The following is an 18,664-nucleotide window of genomic DNA, read 5'->3' on the forward strand; positions in this document are numbered from 1 at the left end:
CTATGGCAATCCAGGAAACATGTTGACCAGATCGCCGTTAAGTCGCGTAATGACGGTGACAATTGAGGTCTGCTTTTTGCTGTACCTGTCGATGCCAACCATATGTCCAGCGTCAAAAATACGCACAACATGTTTCCGTACCATCTTCACTGGGGAGTGCTGGGCGGCTTGGTTGATTAGCTGAACCAAGTCTTCCCCAGTGTGGAATGTACTCTTATTGATGTGGGTTGGCGATTGTGTATTGGTATGGTATTTGAGGATGTGTCGCCAGCCGCGCCGGGTGATGTTGATCATGTCATGGCAAGCGTGCCTTGCTGGTTGAGCATGTGCTGGATGGCTTCGGGTGGGGACGGATGGCCGAGGTGGTAGCCTTGGACCATGTCGCAGCCGTATTGTTGCAGCAGCGCGAGCTGGGCGCCGGTTTCGACGCCTTCGGCGACCACGGCCATCTTCAGGCCGTGCGCCATGGCGATGATGGCGCGGGTGATGGCGGCGTTTTCGGCATCCGCCGGCAGGCCGCTGATGAAGCTTTTGTCGATTTTCAGCGCGCGCACGTCGAAGCGCTTGAGGTAGTTCATCGATGAGTAGCCGGTGCCGAAGTCGTCGATCGACAGGTGCACGCCGATGCCGCGCAGCTGCTCCAGCGTGGCCAGCGTGGCGCGTGCGTCATCCATCAGCGTGCCTTCCGTCAGCTCCAGTTCCAGCAGCTCGGCCGTCAGGCCGCTGTCGTGCAGCGCGGACTGGACGATCGGCGCCAAGTTCTCGTCCTTGAATTGTTTGGCAGACAGATTGACCGCCACCCGCACCGGCGGCTTGCCCGGCGTCTGCCACGCCACTGCCTGCTGACAGGCCGCGCGCAGCACCCATTCACCTATCGGCACGATCAGCCCGGTTTCCTCGGCCAGCGGGATGAACTCGGTGGGCGAGATGACGCCACGCTCCGGATGGCGCCAGCGCACCAGCGCTTCAAAGCCGGTGATGCGCGCGCTGGCGACATCGATCTGGGGCTGGTACAGCAGGTAGAGCTCGTCGTTCTGCAAGGCTTTGCGCAAGCCGACCTCCAGCTTGACGTGGCTCATGATCTGCATGGTCAGCGACGAGCTGTACAGCTTGGCGTTGTTCTTGCCGCAGTTCTTGGCGTGGTACATGGCGGTGTCGGCGTACTTCAGCAGCGAGTTGCAGTCCTCGCCATCCTCTGGATACAGCGAGATGCCGATGCTGGCGGTGACGAAAATTTCATGCACGCCCAGCTGGAATGGCCGGCGCATCGCTTCCTTGACGCGGTGGGCGACGTTGAGCGCGTCTTCCACCCGCTCCAGGTCGGGGATCAGGATGGTGAATTCATCGCCGCCCAGCCGCGCCAGGTTGGTGCCGGCTTCGGTGCGCGAAACCAGGTCGCCCGGCCGCGTGGTGTCGCGCAGACGCTCGGAGACGGCTTGCAGCAGGTGGTCGCCGACGTCGTGGCCCAGCGTATCGTTGATGCGCTTGAAGGCGTCCAGGTCCATGAACAGCACCGCGAACTTCTTGTTGGCCTTGCGGGAGCGTACCAGTTCGGCTTCCAGCGTTTCCAGGAACGCTTGACGATTGGGAATGCCGGTCAGCGAATCACAATAGGCCAGGCGGCGGATCTGTTCCTCGCTGCGCTTGCGCTCGCTGATGTCGCGCACCAGGCCGAGCACTTCGTCCGGCCCGGTGGCCACCAGCCGCGCCTCGAAGTGCCGCACTGGCAGCGTTGCCGGATGCTCGCCCTGACGTACGCGCGGCGCCGGTCCGGGCAGCGGCAGTTCGTAATCCAGCGAGCGGATGTGCTGCGTTTGTAGCGCACCGTGCACCTGCTCCATCATGTTGCCGGCGATGTCAGGCGGCAGCACCTGGCTCAGGTGGCGGCCGACGCACAGCTCGCTGGCAAAGACATGGCTGGCTTCATGGCCTTGCTCGTAGTCGAGATAGTAGCCATCCTTGTTCATGCGGAAGAAGGTGTCCGGTATCGCCGCCATCACGGCGCGGTGCTGGGCGTCGGCGATGCGCAGGCGGCTGATGGCGTCGCTGGCGCGCAGCACGTACAGCACGCGGTGGCCGAGGATCGGCCAGTTGATCGGCTTGGAGACGAAATCGGTGGCGCCGGCTTCATAGGCGCGCGTGACGGATTCCAGCTCGTCGCCACCAGTGACCATGATGATCGGCACGCTGGCCTGCGATTCCAGTTGGCGGATTTCGCGGCATACGGCAAAGCCGTCCATGCCTGGCATGTCGACGTCGAGCAGCACCAGGTCGGGCGAGGTGCGCAGGTAGCAGGCCACGGCCTGCACGCCGTCCTCGGCCTCAATGGCGTCAAGGCCCACTTGCGTCAGCATTTCCAGCATCAGAAAACGCATGGTGGGATCGTCGTCGGCGACCAGAACCAGGCCGCGCTTGGGGGAAGTAGCCATGATCAGAATTCCTTTTCCAGCATTGCTCCCAACGCCTGCCGCGCGGCCTGGAAAGATCGTTCCATCTCAGCCAGCAAGGCAGCGGCGCCGGCGGTGGTGTTGTTGCGTCCGAGTTGTTCGACGTCCTTGCAGCGCTGCGCCAGCGCCTGCGCGCCGACGTTGGCGCTGCTGGACTTGAGGCTGTGCGCGGCCTTGCGCATCTGGCCGGCGTTGTCGCTGGCGATGGCCTGGCGGATCGCTTGCAGCTGGGCTGGCGTGTCATGCAGGAAGGCTTGCAGCACGCGCTCCAGCAGTGCGTCGCCGTTGGCCGGGCTGAGTGCGCGGATATTGTCGAGCGCTTGCTGCTGGATGATGTCGTCGTCCGTTGATGGCGCTTCGTTCGGCATCGGCGCCGTGCGCGGCAGGCTGATCCAGCGGGACAGGGTCTGGCCCAGCGCTTGCTGGGTGAAGGGCTTGCTCAGGTAATCGTCCATGCCGGCAGCCAGGCAGGATTCGCGGTCTCCTTGCAGCGCGTTGGCGGTGATGGCGATGATCGGCAGGCTGCGCGCGCGGCCGTGCTGCAATTCGTGGCGGCGGATTTCGCTGGTGGCGGCGAAGCCGTCCATCACTGGCATCTGGCAGTCCATCAGGACCAGGTCGAAGTCGTCGGCTTGCACCGAATGCAGCGCTTCCTCGCCGTTGCAGGCGCGGCTTACTTCGAGGCCCAGCCCTTCCAGCATGGCGCTGGCGACTTCCACGTTGACCGGATTATCTTCGGCAAGCAGCACCTTGCGGCGCCTGCGCTGGCGGGTGGCGCTGCCTGTGCTCAACGTGCCGTGCGGCAGGGCAGCGGGCGCGAATGCGGCGGACGGCAACAGCGTCGGCTCGGCGGCGCCGCGAACGTCGCGGCTGCGCGCTGGTGCGGCGATGGCGTCGTACAGGTCGCCGTCGCGCGGCGGCTTGATCAGCTGGAAGGCGACGCCGGCTTCGCGCCGCTGTACGTCGTCCGCCGCGTCGCGCTCGGTGCTCAGCAGTACCACCCGCAATCCTGGTTGCTCGGCGCGGATGGCGGCGGCCAGCGCCAGGCCCGAGGTACGCGGTTGTTCCATGTCGAGCAGCACCACATCGTAGGCGCGGCCTTGCGCGGCCGCCTGCGTGAGCCGGGGCAGGGCGTCGCTGGCGCTGCTGTGGGCACAGGTGACACGCCAGGCCGCCAGATGCTGCTCTAGTGCCGCGCGGCTGGCGGGATGTTCATCGACAATCAAAGCGCGGATTCCCTGTGTGGCGGTGGAAGGATCGTCGATATCAACACGACGCTTATCGAAATTTACGGCAAACCAAAAGATGGAGCCTTGCGTTAGCGCATGCTCGACGCCTATCGTGCCGCCCATCAGCTCGACCAGTTGTTTTGATATCGCCAGTCCCAGCCCGGTGCCGCCGTGCTTGCGGGTGGTGGAGCCGTCGGCCTGCGAAAAGGAATCGAAGATGCGCGCGCGGGCCTCGGCCGAGACGCCGATGCCCGTATCGCGCACCTCGAAGCGCAGCGCCACGGATTGCGCATCTTCCCGCGCTACCATGACCTTGACGGTGATCTGGCCGCCGTCGGTAAATTTGATGGCGTTGCCCAGCAGATTGAAGATGACTTGCCGCAAGCGGTTGGGATCGCCGAACACGCCGAGCGGCGTGCGCTGGTCGACATCCAGTTCCAGGCGCAGCCCTTTGGCCTCGGCCTGCGGTGAAAACACATTGTCGATATCGTCCAGCAGGTCACGGAAATTGAAGTGGATGTATTCGACCGTCAGCTTGCCGGCTTCGATCTTGGAGAAATCGAGGATGTCGTTGATGATGACTAGCAGGTGCTCGCCCGAGCGCTTGACCATGCTGGTGTAATGCCGCTGCTGCTCGCTGAGGCGCGTGGCCAGCAGCAGCTCCGTCATGCCCAGCACGCCGTTCATCGGTGTGCGGATTTCGTGGCTCATGGTGGCCAGGAAGGCGCTCTTGGCCTGGCTGGCGGCCTCGGCGGCGTTCTTGGCTTTTTCCAGCTGCTCGGTGCGCACGCTGACCTGGCGTTCCAGCTGGTCGCGGTACTGCGCCAGCGCGGCGTCGCGGCCCTCCACCTGGGCCAGCATGTCGTTGAAGCTGTCGATCAGCGCGCCCAGTTCATCGTGACGCTGGTGCAGGATGCGCGGCGTGGCGTGACCACGGCTGACTTGCTGGGCTGCGGCGATCAGCTTGCTGACCGGTTCGGCGAAGCCGCCCTTGAAGCGGGCGGCGGTCAACAGCGCCATCATGAACGCCAGCGCGGCGGCCACCACGGCGGCGCCGAGGTTCTTCAGGATATCCAGCCATATGCGCATTTGCGACGCTTCGACCATGACCACGCCGGCCACATCCTCACCATCGCGCAGCACGCGGTAGACGCGCAGCGCCGGCGCCCATGGCGGGCCGCTGTGTTCGGCATGGATTTCGGCGGCGCCGGCCAGTGCGTCCAGTTCTGCCGGGCCGGTTTGTGCGGCTGGTAGCCGTGGCGAAAGGTAACGCGCGAGCAACTTGCCATCGCTGCCGTATAGTGCTGCTTGCAGAATGTCTTCCTCGACCGCCAGAGTGGCCAGTGTCAGCTCCGCCTGCTGGCGGTCGGCGTACATCAGCGCGGTGCGGCTGTTGCTGCCGATGACGCCCGCCAGCGAAGACAGTTGCTGACGCGCGACCTCGGCGTGACTGAGCACCGAGGTAGCGGCAAACCCGGCCAATACCAGCAGCAACGCGCTGCCGATGGATAGCACGGACATGATGCTTAGTTTCTGACTCAGACCGGAGCGTTCAAATTGGAACATCGCGTCGCCCATCCATAAATGCCAATAAGAAAAATATATGCATCGGACGAGCTCGGTTTTGATCTGCGTCTAAGGCAAGCACGTTTGCGCTGCCTCAAACAACGTTCGATTGGGTGTTGCAAGCTGTGACAATGGAACGCAAAAAAATCTTGTTTGTGGCGGAGGCTGTCACGCTGGCGCATGTAGGCCGTCCGCTGGCGCTGGCGCGCACGCTGGACCGGCAACGCTACGACGTGCACTTCGCCTGCGCGCCTGGCTACGATATGTTCCTGAAAGATAGCGATCTCAGCGTCTGGAGCCTGAACAGCATCGCCAGCGAGCAATTTCTGGCCGCGCTGTCGCAAGGCAAGCCGGTGTACGATGCCCCCACGCTGGCGCAATATGTGCTGGACGATATGCGCCTGCTGCAGGCCTTGCGGCCTGACGTGGTGATCGGCGATTTCCGTCTGTCGCTATCCATCAGCGCGCGGCTGTCCCGTGTGCCGTATGTGGGCGTGACCAATGCCTACTGGAGTCCGTATGTGAAGCAGCATTACCGCGTGCCAGCGATTGCGCTGTCGCGGCTGCTGCCGATCACGCTGGCCGACCGCTTGTTCCAGCTGATACGGCCGGCGGCGTTTGCCTTGCACAGCAGGCCGCTGAATCGCGTGCGCCGCGCCTATCAGCTGCCATCGCTGGGAACTGACCTGCGCCGCATTTATACCGACGCCGATCATGTGCTGTACGCCGACATTCCGGAAATGTTCCCAGCGCAAGACCTGCCGGCCTCGCACTCCTACCTGGGGCCGGTGACCTGGTCGCCACCGACTGAATTGCCATCGTGGTGGGATGCCTTGCCGCCTGCGAGCGATCTTGTCTATGTCACGCTGGGTAGCTCGGGGCAGGGCAGTTTGCTGCCCAAAGTGTTGCAGGCGCTGGCCTCGTTGCCATTGACGGTGATTGCCGCCACCGCTGGCACCGTCGAGCCCGGCCTGTTTCCGGACAACGCGCACGTGACCACTTATTTACCCGGTGAACTGGCTGCGCAGCGCGCACGGCTGGTGATCTGCAATGGCGGCAGCCCGACCAGCCAGCAGGCGCTGGCCGCCGGCGTGCCGGTGCTGGGTATCGCCGGCAACCTGGATCAGTACCTGAACATGGAAGGCGTGCTGCGCACCGGCGCCGGCGCCTTGCTGCGCTCTGACCGGCTGGACGAGAGTGCAATACGCAACGCGGTACTGCGTCTGCTGGAGCAGCGGGCGGCGCGCGATGCAGCGCGCGTGGTGGCGCAGCAGTTCCAGCGCTACGATGCCGGCGCGCGCTTGTCCGGCGTGCTGGCGCAGATCCTGTGGCGATAAAAAAACGGACCGGGCACTGCTGTGCCGGTCCGCTAAAAGACCGCTGCCGCGGTCAGGACTGCACTTTGCGGCGCGTGCCCAGCGCGAGGCCGGCAAAACCCAGTCCGATCAGTGCCAGCGTGGCTGGCTCGGGGATGGTGGCGAAGCTCTGCGACGAGTCCACTTTCAGGAACGGCACCGTGGTGGGCGTGGAGCCATCCCACATCATGGTCGGCGTGAAGAACGATGGCACGTTGGTGGTGCCGGTGAATTTGTCGACGAAGATGGAGCCGGTGACGGCGTCGAGGTAGTTCGGATCAACATAGTCGATCATAAAGCGCGAGTCGAACGAGCCGGTGCCGACGGCGCCGGAGGCGCTGAAGCTGGCTTCGTTGAACACCAGGTGGCCGGACATGATCAGGATGCCGTCGCCATCGGCGCCAGCACCGCCGCAGCCGCCGGAGGTTACGCCGGCGCCATAGCAGCGCACAGTGTCGACGCCATTGCCGGGAATCGCGCGGCTGCCGTCGGTGATGTTATCCAGGTAGATGGCCAAGTTCTGCACGCCGGCGCGCAGCGGGTCGACGTCCATCGCGGCCGACTGCGTGGCCGGCATGCCGAAGTTGACCGAGGTGGCGGTTTGCGCCGTCACCAGTTCCTGGAAGCGCACCACTTTGCTGATTTCGTAAGTAGTGTTCAGCCCTGCCGGCGTGACGATGGCTGGAATGTTGCTGTTCGACATAGTGCCGACGACCATCTGCGAACGCAGCTCGGTCAAGTAGGGCGCGGCGGCGCCGGGGCCAACGATCAGGCCGGGAACGAAGCCGGTGGCAAGGCCGGTATCGGTAACGTTGGTCCACAGGTCGGCGTAGGTGGTGTAGGCGCCGGTGCCGGTCGGATCAAAGCCGAGCGTGGGTGCGGCGCCAGCTGTCAGCGGCGCCGCCAGCACGGCCGCCAGCATGGCGACAGCCAGCGCGGGTTGATAGGTTTTCATGTGTGCTCCTCGAAAAGGGCCACGGGAATCGGGGCCGTATCGAGCTAAGAGCAAAAGCCTTGCCAGTGTTGGTGATACCTTTGAAATCAGGCACTTGCGCACGCTGGAGGCGCTGCCGGCGTGGCAGGTGTAAAGAATTCCGTCACGTCTGGCCGGGCGCTGGCTTGAGGCGGCGCGCGGGAACGCCGCCCCACACTTCGCCGGCGCCGATACGGGTGTCCTTGGTGACGACCGCGCCGGTGGAGACGATGGCGTTGTCGCCGATCTGCACGCCCGCCATCACCACCGCCTTGGCGCCGATGGTGACGGTGTTGCCGATGGTGACGGCTTTTAATTCCAGTCGCGCGCCTTCGATGACGTGGGCGAAGATGACAGCGTCATGGCCGATGATGGTGTTGCTGCCGATGCGTGTCAGCGGCGGATCAAGCAGAGCGCCAGCGCTGTAGGTGTTGGCGCCCAGCCTTGCGCCCAGCGCGAGATAGATCAGGCGTTGCAGCGGCACCGGAATGAAGTGTGTGCGTATTAGCGAGTTGAACAGCAGCAGGTAGAACAGGATGTTGACGTTGGCCGCCAGTTCGTGGCGCGAATGCTCCACTACCTCGCCTTCACGCAGCGGCAGCGCCAGCAGGAAACAACGGTAGACCAGGAAGGCATACAGATAGATGAGCAGCGCGGCCGCCACGCACAACACAATGCCGCGAAAGTCGCCCAGCGGCAGGCGGTCAACGGCCAGCGCCGTGGTGCCGACCGCCAGCAACAGGATTAGCGCCAACAGGCACATGAAGACTGCAACCTGGCCGGGCTTGATGGCGCGCATGGCGGGTGCGCCTACTGTGCTGGCAGCAGCAGATCGCGCAACGGCCGCCTCAGCGAACGCGATTGCGCCGCTTCGCCGGCGCCGATGCGGCCCATGAACACCGCCGCCTCCCAATCGGCCTGGCCAAGCAGCGCCGCGCCCTGGCGCGACAATCGTTCGGCACGCTGCTGCATGCCGGGCGTGGCGGAGAACACGCGTTCTTCTCGCACGTAGCGCGAGAAGATCAGCGGCGTCAGCTCCGGCTGCAACTGCAAGCCCTGCGCGGTGGCAGTCAGCCAGAAACGCTGCATGGCGCGTCCGGCGGCGATGTAGTCGTCCATGCGCTGCGGCTTGCGCTCCGCCACCAGCACGAAGTGGGCGGCGCAGGCCAGCGCGGGAATCAGATCCATTTGCAGGCGCGGCGCCAGCGTGCCGGCCAGCCAGGTGTTGAAGAACTGCACGCGCTTCCAGTCCTGCATCACCCAGCGCATCAGCCGCGTGGTCATGGCGTCCGCGCCCAGCGCCTGGTCGGGGATGCGGTCCTCACTGTAGCGGGCGTTCCACTCGATGATGGACGCATGCACGCGGTGCGCCTCCGGCATGGTCAGGCGCAGCTTGGCGTTGCCGAACATCAGCCTGGCGGCGGCAAGGCGCTCGCCGCCTTCCAGCCAGCGCACGCGGTAGCCGTCCGGCAGCGCGGATGTCAAGGCGCTCTTTTCAGTAGCCGTCAGCGCGCGGCGGCTGAGTGCGCGCCGCTGCACGCTGCGCGTCATGATGGCGTCGGCCAGCGGATCGGCGGGCAGGCTTGGCGATGGCAGGAACTCGATGCTGAGGGTGGGGCGGTTGTCCGGCGTATCGGTATGGCGCATGCTGCGCATCTCCAGCGCGAAGGTGCTGGCGGCGATGGCCATGGTTTCCAGCAGCGCACCGATCGACATCTGGCTGGGATGGCCGTCGAGATCGTAGACACAATGGTCGCGCGTGTCGTGGCCGTGCACCACCAGCCGGCGCTGGTCCAGCACCTCGAAGCGCCATGGCTGCGTGTTGTCGCCGCTGGGCGCCCAGCGTGCCAGGTCCAGGATCTGTTGCAGCGTCGCATCCAGCTGATGCGCCATCTTGTTCATCGATTGCCTCCAGGCTTGCGCCGCCGCGCCAGCATCATCGCCAGCCGTTGCAGCGGATGGTTATTGCCGCCAGGACGCCAGGTGCGCACCAGCTTGTTACGGAAGGCGTCAAACTGGTAGCCCCACGGGGCCGGCCGGACGTCGCCGCGGTTCAGCAAAATCTTCAGCGCTTCGGTGGCGGCAGCGCCGGCGCACAGTTCGCAGCCCATGATAGTCGATGGCCCGCGCTGCTCTTTCAGGTTGATGGCCGACGGATCGACCAGGTAGCCACCATGCAGCCCGCCTGGCGCCAGGCCGACCAGGAAGCGCAAGGCTTTTTCCATGTCCGGCTTGTCGCCCCAGCCGAAATATTCCTCGAACGTCATGTGGCCGGGCAGAAAGCTCAGCACCGCCGTGCCCATGCCCAGCGGCGCGGCGGTGATCGCCGGAATGTTCAGCCGCGCGCAGGAAGCAAAGACCGCTTGCCGCGCGTCGAAGGCGAAGAAATCCAGACCATCCACGTATAAGTCTACACCGTGGAAGAAGTCAGCCAGCTCGCTGGTGCCGACACCGTTGGGAAAGCGCCGCAACTGCAGCTCCGGATTGATATCCAGCGCCATCTCGGCCAGCACGTCGACCTTGGGCCGGCCCAGCGACGACATGGTGGCGCCGACCTGGCGGTTGAAGTTGGCGATGTCAAACGTGTCGAAGTCGGCAATGTGGAAGGCGCCGATGCCGAGCCGCGCCAGCGTCAGCAGGTGCACGCCGCCGACGCCGCCCATGCCGGCAATGGCGACGCGCTTGTTGCGCAATCTGGCCTGTTCGTCTTCCGTCACCCAGCCGATATTGCGGGCGTATGCGTGTTGATAGTCGTATGTCATGCTTTTTAGATGCATGGGCACGCCGGGAAGTTCCCGTCCAGATGAAAAAAAACCGGCTCACTGGGAGCCGGTCTTGGTTCAGCAACAACCGCCGCGCTTGCCTGCGCCGCCGTAGCGGGCCTCCTGGCGTTCGCGGAAGAATTCCTCGTACGTCATGTAAGGCTCGCCGGGATGCGTGGTTTCCCGGTGGGTGACATAGGTGTCGTAGTCCGGCAGGCCCATCATCAGGCGCATGCTTTGCCCGAGATAACGGCCGGCCTTGGCGATGTCGCCCAACATCATTGCACCTTGGCGGTCATCAGGACCATCGGGCTTTCGTTGGCGGTCGGCTTGCTGTTGGCGCGCGCCGTCATGATGGTGCGGGCGCCGAAGATCAGCACGCTCAGCACGACGATCACGAAGAAACCGGCCAGCGATGCATCCAGATAGTCGTTGAAGATCACCTGCTGCATCTGCGCCACCGACTTGGCCGGGGCCAAGATCTTGCCTTCATCCAGCGCAGCCTGGTATTTGCTGGCGTGGGCCAGGAAGCCGATCTTCGGATTGGTGTCGAAGATTTTCTGCCAGCCAGCGGTCAGCGTGCACAGCAGCAGCCAGATGGTCGGCACGATGGTGACCCAGGCGTACTGGCCGCGCTTCATCTTGAACAGCACGCAGGTGCCGAGGATCAGCGCAATCGCCGCCAGCATCTGGTTGGCGATGCCGAACAGCGGCCACAGCGTGTTGATGCCGCCCAGCGGATCGACCACGCCCTGGTACAGGAAGTAGCCCCAGGCAGCAACGCACAGGCCGGTCGCGGTCAGGTTGGCGAAGGTGTTATCGGTTTTCTTCATCGATGGCACGAAGGCGCCCAGCAAATCTTGCAGCATGAAGCGGCCGGCGCGGGTGCCGGCATCCACCGCCGTCAGAATGAACAGCGCTTCGAACAGGATGGCGAAGTGATACCAGAAGGCCATCATCTCGCGGCCGCCCAGCACGTTCGACAGGATGTGGGCCATGCCCACCGCCAAGGTCGGTGCGCCACCGGCGCGGGAAATGATGGTGTGTTCGCCGACATCCTTGGCCACCTGGGTCAGCATTTCCGGCGTGATATAGAAGCCCATCTGGGAGACAGCCTGGGCGGCCGATTCGGCGGTAGTGCCGAGCAGCGCGGCTGGCGAGTTCATCGCGAAATAGACGCCTGGATCAATGGTCGACGCAGCGACCAGCGCCATGATGGCGACGAAGGATTCCATCAGCATCGCGCCGTAGCCGATGAAGCGGGCGTGGGTTTCGTTCTCGATCATCTTCGGCGTGGTGCCGGACGAAATCAGCGCATGGAAGCCGGACACGGCGCCGCAGGCGATGGTGATGAACAGGAAGGGGAACAGCGAGCCCGACCATACCGGGCCGGTGCCGTCGACAAACTTGGTGAAGGCCGGCATCTGCAGTTGCGGCGCAACGATAATGATGCCCAGCGCCAAGCCGACGATGGTGCCGATCTTCAGGAAGGTCGACAGGTAATCGCGCGGCGCCAGCAGCAGCCACACCGGCAGCACCGAAGCGATGAAACCGTAGCCGATCAGCATCCAGGTCAGCTCGGTGCCGGTGAAGGTGAACATCGGCGCCAGGGCCGGATTCTCCTGCACCCACTGGCCACCGAAGATGGCCGCCATCAGCAGGATGAAGCCGATGATCGACACTTCGCCAACGCGGCCGACGCGGATAAAGCGCGAATACACGCCCATGAACAGCGCGATCGGAATGGTGGCCATCACGGTGAAGCTGCCCCAAGGCGAGCCGGTCAGCGCCTTGACCACGATCAGCGCCAGCACCGCCAGGATGATGACCATGATCATGAAGGTGCCAAGCAGCGCGATATTGCCCGGAATCGGACCGAGTTCGGACTTGATCAGGTCGCCCAGCGAGCGGCCATCGCGGCGCATCGAGATGAACAGCACGATGAAGTCCTGTACGGCGCCGGCAAAGACCACGCCGGCGAGTATCCACAACATGCCGGGCAGGTAGCCCATCTGCGCGGCCAGCACCGGGCCGACCAGCGGGCCGGCGCCGGCGATAGCGGCAAAGTGGTGCCCGAACAGCACGTTCTTATTGGTCGGAACATAGTCCAGGCCATCGTTCATCTTTGCTGCCGGCGTCATGCGGCGCGAGTCCAGGCCCAGCACCTTGTCCGAGATGTACAGGCTATAGAAACGGTAAGCGATCAAATAAATGCAGACCGCAGCGATGACGATCCAGATAGCGCTGATCGACTCGCCGCGATGTAGTGCGACCACGCCCAGCGCGGCTGCGCCGAACAGGGCCAAAGCGGCCCACCCCAGCTTGCTGGCCAGAGTATTTGGTGCGGTGTTCATGCTTCCTCCAAGGTTGTCTTTTTCCAACTCCGGGGTCAGTTCTGCCAAATGTACATGAGCTCGTGTACGTTTTGCAGAACTGACCCCGGGTTGATTATGTCTAGTATTCAGCAATGTGATAACAGGATCAAGCGCAGCACTACGCAAGGTGTCTCGGTATAACTACGTAGGCCGGCAGGCGTGCGGGGGCGTAGAATTCGGTCTATAAGAATATGAGGGAGCAGGTCGATGAAGTTGCGGCAGAAGGTCATTTTTTTAGCCATTACGCCGTTGATCCTGGCGCTGTGCGCGATCGCGCTGGCGGTGCGCCATCAGTCGGTGTTGCTGGCGCAGCAGCAGCGCGCGACGATCCAGCAGGCTTATCTCAGCAGCAAGGAGGCTGAGCTCAAGCATTACGTGGCGCTGGCCTCGCATTCGATTTCCCATCTGTACGATTCCGGCCGCAATGACGAGGCCACGCGCGAAGAGGCGATGCGCATCCTTTCGTCGCTCAGCTATGGCGATGACGGCTATTTTTTCCTCTACGATATGCAGGGTAATACGCTGATGCATCCGCGCCAGCCTGAGCTGGTGGGACAGAACCTGTTCGGCCTGCGCGACGAGCACGGCCAGCTGACCATCCAGAACCTGCTGCAGCGCGCGCGCGCCGGCGGCGGCCTGGAGCGCTATATGTGGATCAAGCCGTCCACCCACAAGCCGGTCGCCAAGCTCGGCTATGTGATCGCCATGCCGAAGTGGGGCTGGATGATGGGCACCGGCATCTACCTGGATGATGTCGATCAGGCGCTGGCCAAGATCGATGTCCAGCAATCGGCGAATATTCATAGCACCATGCTGTGGATTACCGGCATCGCGATTGCCGCCGCAGTGGCCGTGGCCAGCTCCGGCCTGGCGCTGAATATCAGCGAATTGCGCGTGGCTGACGCCAAGCTCAAGGTGCTGGCGCAGCGGGTGGTCGAGTCGCAAGAGGAGGAAAGGGCACGGCTGTCGCGCGATTTGCATGACGGCATCAGCCAGTGGCTGGTGTCGATCAAGCTGCAGATCGAGGCCGGCATCATCCGGCTGACTGGCAAGCCGGAACAGCAGCAGGCGGCGCAAGCGGTGTTCGAGCACGCCGCCGACCAGCTCAGCAACGTGATGGCCGAGGTGCGCCGCATCTCGCACAATCTGCGTCCTGCCATCCTGGATGACCTGGGCCTGGCGGCGGCGTTGCATCACCTCGCCAAGGAGTACACCCTCAGCAGCGGCACTCCGGTACACTTTGAGGCATCCGGTTGCACCGATGGCTTGTCCGATGTGGCCAACACCGTGCTGTTCCGCCTGGCGCAGGAAGCGCTGACGAATATCGAGCGCCACGCCGGCGCCAGCCGCATCGACATCACGCTGGCCGGCGCGTCGCAGGGCGTCACGCTGCGCATCCGCGACGACGGCCACGGTTTCGACGCCGAAGGCATCGCCCTGCATCCGCAGCGCGGCATCGGCTTGCGCAATATGATGGAGCGGATGGACGCCATCGGCGGCCGCTTTGAAATCCTGTCGTCCACCGATGGCACCCTGGTAACGGCGTATGCCGCTAACAACAGTTAAACAATATGACAAATACGATCAAGATTCTGCTGGTGGATGACCACCCTCTGGTACGCGACGGCCTGCGTGCGCGGCTGGAAGCCATGCCGCAATTCGACGTGGTGGCCGAGGCCGGCGGCGCGGCGGAAGCGCTGGAGCAGGCCGCCCGTCATCCGGTCGACCTGGTGCTGATGGATATCAATATGCGCGGCACCAACGGCATCGAAGCCACGGCGCTGTTCAAGCAGGCGTTTCCGCAGATCGCCGTGCTGATCCTGTCGATGCACGACAAGCTGGAATACGTGTCGCAAGCCATCCAGGCCGGCGCGCGCGGCTATGTGCTGAAGGATGCGCCCGGCAAGGATATCGTCGTGGCGATCGAGACCGTGATGTCGGGCGGCATTTACTACAGCGCGGCGCTGGCCCGCCAGCTGGCCCAGCCGCAAAACCAGGACAACCAGCTGACCTCGCGCGAGCATGAAGTGTTGCGCCACATCGCCAATGGCGAGTCCAACAAGCAGATCGCCCGCGCGCTGGACCTGAGTGTGCGCACGGTGGAAACCCACCGCCTGAACATCAAGCGCAAGCTGGGCATTGAGGGGCAGGCCGAGTTGATCCGTTTCGCAGTGCAAAACGCGCAATGACAGTGTGGCAAAAAGCCGTCAGATAGTTAAGCAATTTCCAAGAGAACGTGTTTGTACGGCAATATCTGCTATATTCCAGTTCCGGCCATGTGGCCAACTGGTCTTGTACTGGTTATATTGCTAATCGCACTACTATCTTCATGGTATCTGATTGCCTAAAGTCAATTGTTGATCTAAGATGGCGCGCATAACCCTGATGAGATATTGATGTCTGCGCCTGAAATCAGCCTGTTTCCACTGGTGGAATTACATGCAGTCTCCAACGCTCATAACGAGTGGGTGGCGCTGACTTTTGAGGTATCGCCTGACGCCGGCGATGTCTTCCAGGCCGCCCTGATGCTGCTGAAAACGCCCGACGTGTTTGCCGCGTTGGCGCCGCTGGACTGCATCCTCCCCGTACCGCACCCGCAACTGCTGGAACAGTCGCAGCTGGAAACGCTGCCGGCCAACCGCATCGTGCTGCGCGTGCCGTCCGGCGCCTGCGCCGATGTCGCCGTACAAAAGAAGCTGGCCGGCTATGCCGACGCCGGCTACCGCATCATGATCGAAGGCGTGGCCGATGGTTCGGCCGCCACCATGTGCAGCGCCCGTTCGCTGATGGTGGACGCCTCGCTGACCCTGCCGCCGGTGCTGGCGCTGGTGGCCCAGCCGGGACCGCATCTGGCCACCGGTATGGGCAGCGAAGAACGCATCGCCGAATGCGCCAAGGCCGGCTTCAGCTGGTTTGCCGGCGACTTCGCGCTGCATCCCGCGCCGGACAGCAATGCCGGCGACGGCACCTCGCGCAAGCGCCTGCTGGCGCTGCTGGGCCTGCTGGCGCGCGACGCTGATTCACGCGAACTGGAAGTGCTGCTGAAGCAAGACCCTGCGCTGTCCTACCACTTGTTGAAACTGGTGAACTCGGCCGCGTTTGCGCTCAGTTCGCCGATCCACAGCTTCGGCCAGGCGATCAACGTGCTGGGCCGCCGTCAATTGCAGCGCTGGCTGCAACTGCTGCTGTATGCGCGTCAGCAGGATGACGGCCTGGCCAATCCGCTGCTGCCGCTGGCGGCCGTGCGCGCCTCGATGATGGAAGTGCTGGCCAAGGCGCAGGGCTGGGACCGCGACCAGCAGGACATGGCCTTCGTCGCCGGCGTGTTCTCGCTGCTGGATGTGTTGCTGGCCATGCCGATGACCGAAATCGTCGCCGCGCTCAGCCTCGACCTGGACGTGGTGATGGCGCTGCTGGACCGCGCCGGGCCGCTGGGCGAACTGCTCAAGCTGGTGGAAAAGCAAGATGGCGCCGCGCTGGAACAGGCCGGCATCTCCCGACAAGTCTACTGGGAAGCGCAATTGCAGGCTTACCACTGGGCGATCCAGGTGAGCAGGAATATATAAGCCATGCTCGCGCAACCCGTCTCCGATTTCCTGACCAACAGCGCGGCCTTATGCGACGCGGTGTTGCGCTTGCGCGGCACCGCCCTGACACAGGAACTCGGGCGCATCCTCCGCGCCGTGCTGAACAGCCCGCTGGGTGAATACATCCCGGCCGACTCGGCGGCGCTGCTGCTGCAACCGCCGACGGCGCCGGTGCTGGCGGCGAATGACGACGCGGTGCCGAGCCTGAGCCAGGACGTGCGCTTCGATAATCACTTCTTCGGCCGCTTCGTGGTCTCCGGCCGCGACCGGTACAACGAGCAGGATCGCCAGCACCTGGCCAGTCTGGCCAACTTGGCCGGCAGCGTGTTGCAGGTGCATTCGGTAGCGCAGCGCACCACGCATGCCTACGTGCAGATGGAAGCGCAGTTGCAGCACCAGGCGCAGATCCTCGACCAGATCCACGAGTCCGTGCTGACCATGGACATGAACGGCTTCATCATCAGCTGGAACAAGGGCGCCGAGCGACTGTTCGGCTACACCGCAGTGGAAGCGGTGGGGCGCAACATCCTGTTCCTCTACGATGACGAAGACATCGGCTTCCACGACGACTTCCTGGAGCAGGGCGGCCGGCTGATGGAAGTACGCCGCAAAAAGAAGAATGGCGAAGTGTTCTGGGCCAGCCTGTCGCTGTCGCCGCTGTGCGACATCAACGACCGCTCGATCGGCCTGATCGCCTATCTGACCGACATCACCGAACGCAAGATGGCCGAGGAGCGCATCCACCATCTGGCGTACTACGACGCGCTGACCAATCTGCCGAACCGCACGCTGCTGACCAAGCTGGTCGACCAGGCGCTGATGGTCGCACAGCGCAACAAGGCGCACGGCTGCGTGCTGTTCATCGACCTCAACCGCTTCAAGCTGATCAACGACACCCTGGGCCGCGCCGTTGGCGACGCGCTACTGGTTGAAGTATCGCGCCGCTTCCGCACCGTGCTGCGCGATCAGGACCTGGTGGCGCGGCTGGGCGGCGACGAATTCGCCGTCGGCCTGTTCGACATCGGCCAGCACTTCGAAGCCAGCATGGTCGCGCAAAAACTGCTGGCCACGCTGAACGAACCGATCATCATCGACGGCCACGACCTGCGCGTCGGCGGCAGCATCGGCATCAGCGTCTACCCGCAGGATGGCAACGACGCCGAAACCCTGCTGCGGCTGGCCGACATCGCCATGTACCGCGCCAAACAAGAGGGCTGGGCGGATGGCGACCACATCGCCTTTTACAGCCAGGACATGAACCAGGGCATGCAGGAACGCATGCGCATCGAAACCGGCCTGCGCAACGCGCTGGGCAACGGTGAACTGCTGCTGCACTACCAGCCCAAGTACTCCATCCCGGACGGCAAGATCATCGGCGCCGAAGCGCTGGTGCGCTGGCGCCATCCGCAACGCGGCCTGGTGCCGCCATCCGAATTCATCCCGCTGGCCGAAGCAACCGGGCTGGTGGTACAGGTCGGTGAATGGGTGCTGGAAACCGCGTGCGCGCAGGCGCAGGCGTGGAAGCATGCCGGATTGCCGGCGATACGGCTGGCGGTCAACGTCTCCGCACGAGAATTCACGGCCGCCTTGCCGGGACGCGTCAGCGAGACGCTGAAGCGTTACGGGCTGGAACCGTCGTGGCTGGAGCTGGAAATCACCGAAAGCACGCTGATGCACAACATCGACCGCGTGATCGGCATCATGGACCGGATCACGGCCATGGGCGTGACCTTGTCGCTGGACGATTTCGGCACCGGGTATTCCTCGCTGTCGTACCTGAAGCGCTTCCCGATCGACACGCTGAAGATCGACCGCTCGTTCACGATAGGCATCCCGCAGGACACCAACGACTGCGCAATTGCCAACACCATCATCAGCATCGCCCAGCAACTCAAGCACAAAGTGATCGCCGAAGGGGTGGAAACGGCCGAGCAATTGGCATTCCTGAAGAACTCCGGCTGCGACGAAGTACAAGGCTACCTGTTCTCCAAGCCGCTGGAAGCCGACGCCTTCGAGCGCGCGCTGCGGGAAAACTGGCTACCTAGCCAATCGACCCGCGCCGCGTGATAGGGGAATGGGTGGTTTTGAGCTGAGAAATCTGTATAATGCTGCACACTTAGGAAGCGTGGCCGAGTGGTTGAAGGCAGCAGTCTTGAAAACTGCCGACGGTGTGAGCCGTTCGTGAGTTCGAATCTCACCGCTTCCGCCAAGTACCCTCAATCCAGCCCCTCTTAGTTGTACTCAAAACCACTGAAAATCCAGTGAAATCAACGGCTTAGGCGAAATATGGTCCCGCCGAGTCGCACAATCTACAATTCAAAAAATCGCAGTCCCACAGTCGCCTGTAGGTTCATTTGTAGGTATCATGCG

14 protein-coding genes and 1 tRNA gene are annotated in these 18,664 nt (G+C 63.5%); 6 read left to right on the forward strand and 9 right to left on the reverse strand.

What is annotated here, in order from left to right:
- From BLS51_RS26990 to BLS51_RS27000, 3 genes are read right to left on the reverse strand one after another with little or no spacing between them, the layout of a single operon-like run.
- On the reverse strand, nt 1-294 hold the full coding sequence (locus tag BLS51_RS26990) for a hypothetical protein (RefSeq protein ID WP_090191694.1): 294 nt from the start codon (nt 292-294) through the stop codon (nt 1-3).
- The gene (locus BLS51_RS26995; RefSeq protein WP_090191692.1) at nt 291-2,429 is read right to left on the reverse strand and encodes a putative bifunctional diguanylate cyclase/phosphodiesterase; all 2,139 of its coding nucleotides are present in this window, start codon (nt 2,427-2,429) and stop codon (nt 291-293) included. The genes BLS51_RS26990 and BLS51_RS26995 overlap by 4 nt, the downstream gene beginning before the upstream one ends.
- A gap of 2 nt (nt 2,430-2,431) precedes the next feature.
- Nucleotides 2,432-5,242, reverse strand: coding sequence for a hybrid sensor histidine kinase/response regulator (locus BLS51_RS27000; RefSeq protein WP_090191939.1), 2,811 nt, complete (start codon nt 5,240-5,242; stop codon nt 2,432-2,434).
- Nucleotides 5,243-5,373: 131 nt separating this feature from the next.
- Between BLS51_RS27000 and BLS51_RS27005 the strand changes: the two genes are divergently transcribed.
- Entirely contained in the window at nt 5,374-6,579 is a 1,206-nt protein-coding gene (locus BLS51_RS27005; RefSeq protein WP_090191690.1) for a glycosyltransferase, read from the forward strand.
- A gap of 52 nt (nt 6,580-6,631) precedes the next feature.
- Here BLS51_RS27005 and BLS51_RS27010 read toward each other — a convergent pair whose 3' ends face one another.
- The 6 genes from BLS51_RS27010 to BLS51_RS27035 all read right to left on the reverse strand — a co-directional run bounded on the left by BLS51_RS27010 (nt 6,632) and on the right by BLS51_RS27035 (nt 12,686).
- Nucleotides 6,632-7,552 carry a PEP-CTERM sorting domain-containing protein gene (locus BLS51_RS27010; protein WP_090191688.1) on the reverse strand — a complete coding sequence of 307 codons (921 nt, stop codon included), beginning with the start codon at nt 7,550-7,552 and terminating at the stop codon, nt 6,632-6,634.
- Nucleotides 7,553-7,694: 142 nt separating this feature from the next.
- Complete coding sequence (locus BLS51_RS27015; RefSeq protein ID WP_090191687.1) at nt 7,695-8,369, reverse strand: DapH/DapD/GlmU-related protein; 675 nt, start codon at nt 8,367-8,369, stop codon at nt 7,695-7,697.
- A gap of 11 nt (nt 8,370-8,380) precedes the next feature.
- Nucleotides 8,381-9,472: a nitroreductase family protein gene (locus tag BLS51_RS27020; protein ID WP_090191684.1), complete on the reverse strand. Its 1,092-nt coding sequence runs from the start codon at nt 9,470-9,472 to the stop codon at nt 8,381-8,383.
- Entirely contained in the window at nt 9,469-10,332 is an 864-nt protein-coding gene (locus tag BLS51_RS27025; protein ID WP_090191682.1) for a ThiF family adenylyltransferase, read from the reverse strand. The genes BLS51_RS27020 and BLS51_RS27025 overlap by 4 nt, the downstream gene beginning before the upstream one ends.
- Before the next feature lie 78 nt (nt 10,333-10,410).
- The gene (locus BLS51_RS27030) at nt 10,411-10,611 is read right to left on the reverse strand and encodes a YbdD/YjiX family protein (RefSeq protein WP_090191937.1); all 201 of its coding nucleotides are present in this window, start codon (nt 10,609-10,611) and stop codon (nt 10,411-10,413) included.
- On the reverse strand, nt 10,611-12,686 hold the full coding sequence (locus BLS51_RS27035; protein ID WP_090191679.1) for a carbon starvation CstA family protein: 2,076 nt from the start codon (nt 12,684-12,686) through the stop codon (nt 10,611-10,613). Before BLS51_RS27035 ends, BLS51_RS27030 begins: the two co-directional genes overlap by 1 nt.
- Before the next feature lie 228 nt (nt 12,687-12,914).
- On the opposite strand from BLS51_RS27035, the gene BLS51_RS27040 reads away from it, so the two are divergent.
- The 5 genes from BLS51_RS27040 to BLS51_RS27060 all read left to right on the forward strand — a co-directional run bounded on the left by BLS51_RS27040 (nt 12,915) and on the right by BLS51_RS27060 (nt 18,503).
- Nucleotides 12,915-14,273 (forward strand): cache domain-containing protein, encoded by a 1,359-nt coding sequence (locus BLS51_RS27040; RefSeq protein ID WP_090191677.1) that lies wholly within the window; start codon nt 12,915-12,917, stop codon nt 14,271-14,273.
- A gap of 5 nt (nt 14,274-14,278) precedes the next feature.
- Nucleotides 14,279-14,896, forward strand: coding sequence for a response regulator transcription factor (locus tag BLS51_RS27045; RefSeq protein WP_090191675.1), 618 nt, complete (start codon nt 14,279-14,281; stop codon nt 14,894-14,896).
- Between the two features lie 207 nt (nt 14,897-15,103).
- Nucleotides 15,104-16,273 carry an EAL and HDOD domain-containing protein gene (locus BLS51_RS27050; RefSeq protein WP_090191672.1) on the forward strand — a complete coding sequence of 390 codons (1,170 nt, stop codon included), beginning with the start codon at nt 15,104-15,106 and terminating at the stop codon, nt 16,271-16,273.
- A 3-nt stretch (nt 16,274-16,276) separates the two neighbouring features.
- Nucleotides 16,277-18,361: a putative bifunctional diguanylate cyclase/phosphodiesterase gene (locus BLS51_RS27055; protein ID WP_090191669.1), complete on the forward strand. Its 2,085-nt coding sequence runs from the start codon at nt 16,277-16,279 to the stop codon at nt 18,359-18,361.
- A 52-nt stretch (nt 18,362-18,413) separates the two neighbouring features.
- Nucleotides 18,414-18,503 (forward strand) — tRNA-Ser (locus tag BLS51_RS27060).
- The last annotated feature ends 161 nt before the right edge of the window (nt 18,504-18,664 follow it).

This window comes from Duganella sp. OV510, from assembly GCF_900100205.1.
In the GTDB taxonomy this organism is placed as follows: Bacteria; Pseudomonadota; Gammaproteobacteria; order Burkholderiales; family Burkholderiaceae_D; genus Rugamonas.

Excerpts from the sequence above, each read along its gene's own strand:
- BLS51_RS27030 (WP_090191937.1), bottom strand. The coding sequence starts at position 10,611 with ATGTTGGGCGACATCGCCAAGGCCGGCCGTTATCTCGGGCAAAGCATG.
- BLS51_RS26995 (WP_090191692.1), bottom strand. The coding sequence starts at position 2,429 with ATGGCTACTTCCCCCAAGCGCGGCCTGGTTCTGGTCGCCGACGACGAT.
- BLS51_RS27035 (WP_090191679.1), bottom strand. The coding sequence starts at position 12,686 with ATGAACACCGCACCAAATACTCTGGCCAGCAAGCTGGGGTGGGCCGCT.
- BLS51_RS27010 (WP_090191688.1), bottom strand. The coding sequence starts at position 7,552 with ATGAAAACCTATCAACCCGCGCTGGCTGTCGCCATGCTGGCGGCCGTG.
- BLS51_RS27050 (WP_090191672.1), top strand. The coding sequence starts at position 15,104 with ATGTCTGCGCCTGAAATCAGCCTGTTTCCACTGGTGGAATTACATGCA.
- BLS51_RS27005 (WP_090191690.1), top strand. The coding sequence starts at position 5,374 with ATGGAACGCAAAAAAATCTTGTTTGTGGCGGAGGCTGTCACGCTGGCG.
- BLS51_RS27055 (WP_090191669.1), top strand. The coding sequence starts at position 16,277 with ATGCTCGCGCAACCCGTCTCCGATTTCCTGACCAACAGCGCGGCCTTA.
- BLS51_RS27000 (WP_090191939.1), bottom strand. The coding sequence starts at position 5,242 with ATGTTCCAATTTGAACGCTCCGGTCTGAGTCAGAAACTAAGCATCATG.
- BLS51_RS27015 (WP_090191687.1), bottom strand. The coding sequence starts at position 8,369 with ATGCGCGCCATCAAGCCCGGCCAGGTTGCAGTCTTCATGTGCCTGTTG.
- BLS51_RS27025 (WP_090191682.1), bottom strand. The coding sequence starts at position 10,332 with ATGACATACGACTATCAACACGCATACGCCCGCAATATCGGCTGGGTG.
- BLS51_RS27040 (WP_090191677.1), top strand. The coding sequence starts at position 12,915 with ATGAAGTTGCGGCAGAAGGTCATTTTTTTAGCCATTACGCCGTTGATC.
- BLS51_RS27045 (WP_090191675.1), top strand. The coding sequence starts at position 14,279 with ATGACAAATACGATCAAGATTCTGCTGGTGGATGACCACCCTCTGGTA.
- BLS51_RS27020 (WP_090191684.1), bottom strand. The coding sequence starts at position 9,472 with ATGAACAAGATGGCGCATCAGCTGGATGCGACGCTGCAACAGATCCTG.
- BLS51_RS26990 (WP_090191694.1), bottom strand. The coding sequence starts at position 294 with ATGATCAACATCACCCGGCGCGGCTGGCGACACATCCTCAAATACCAT.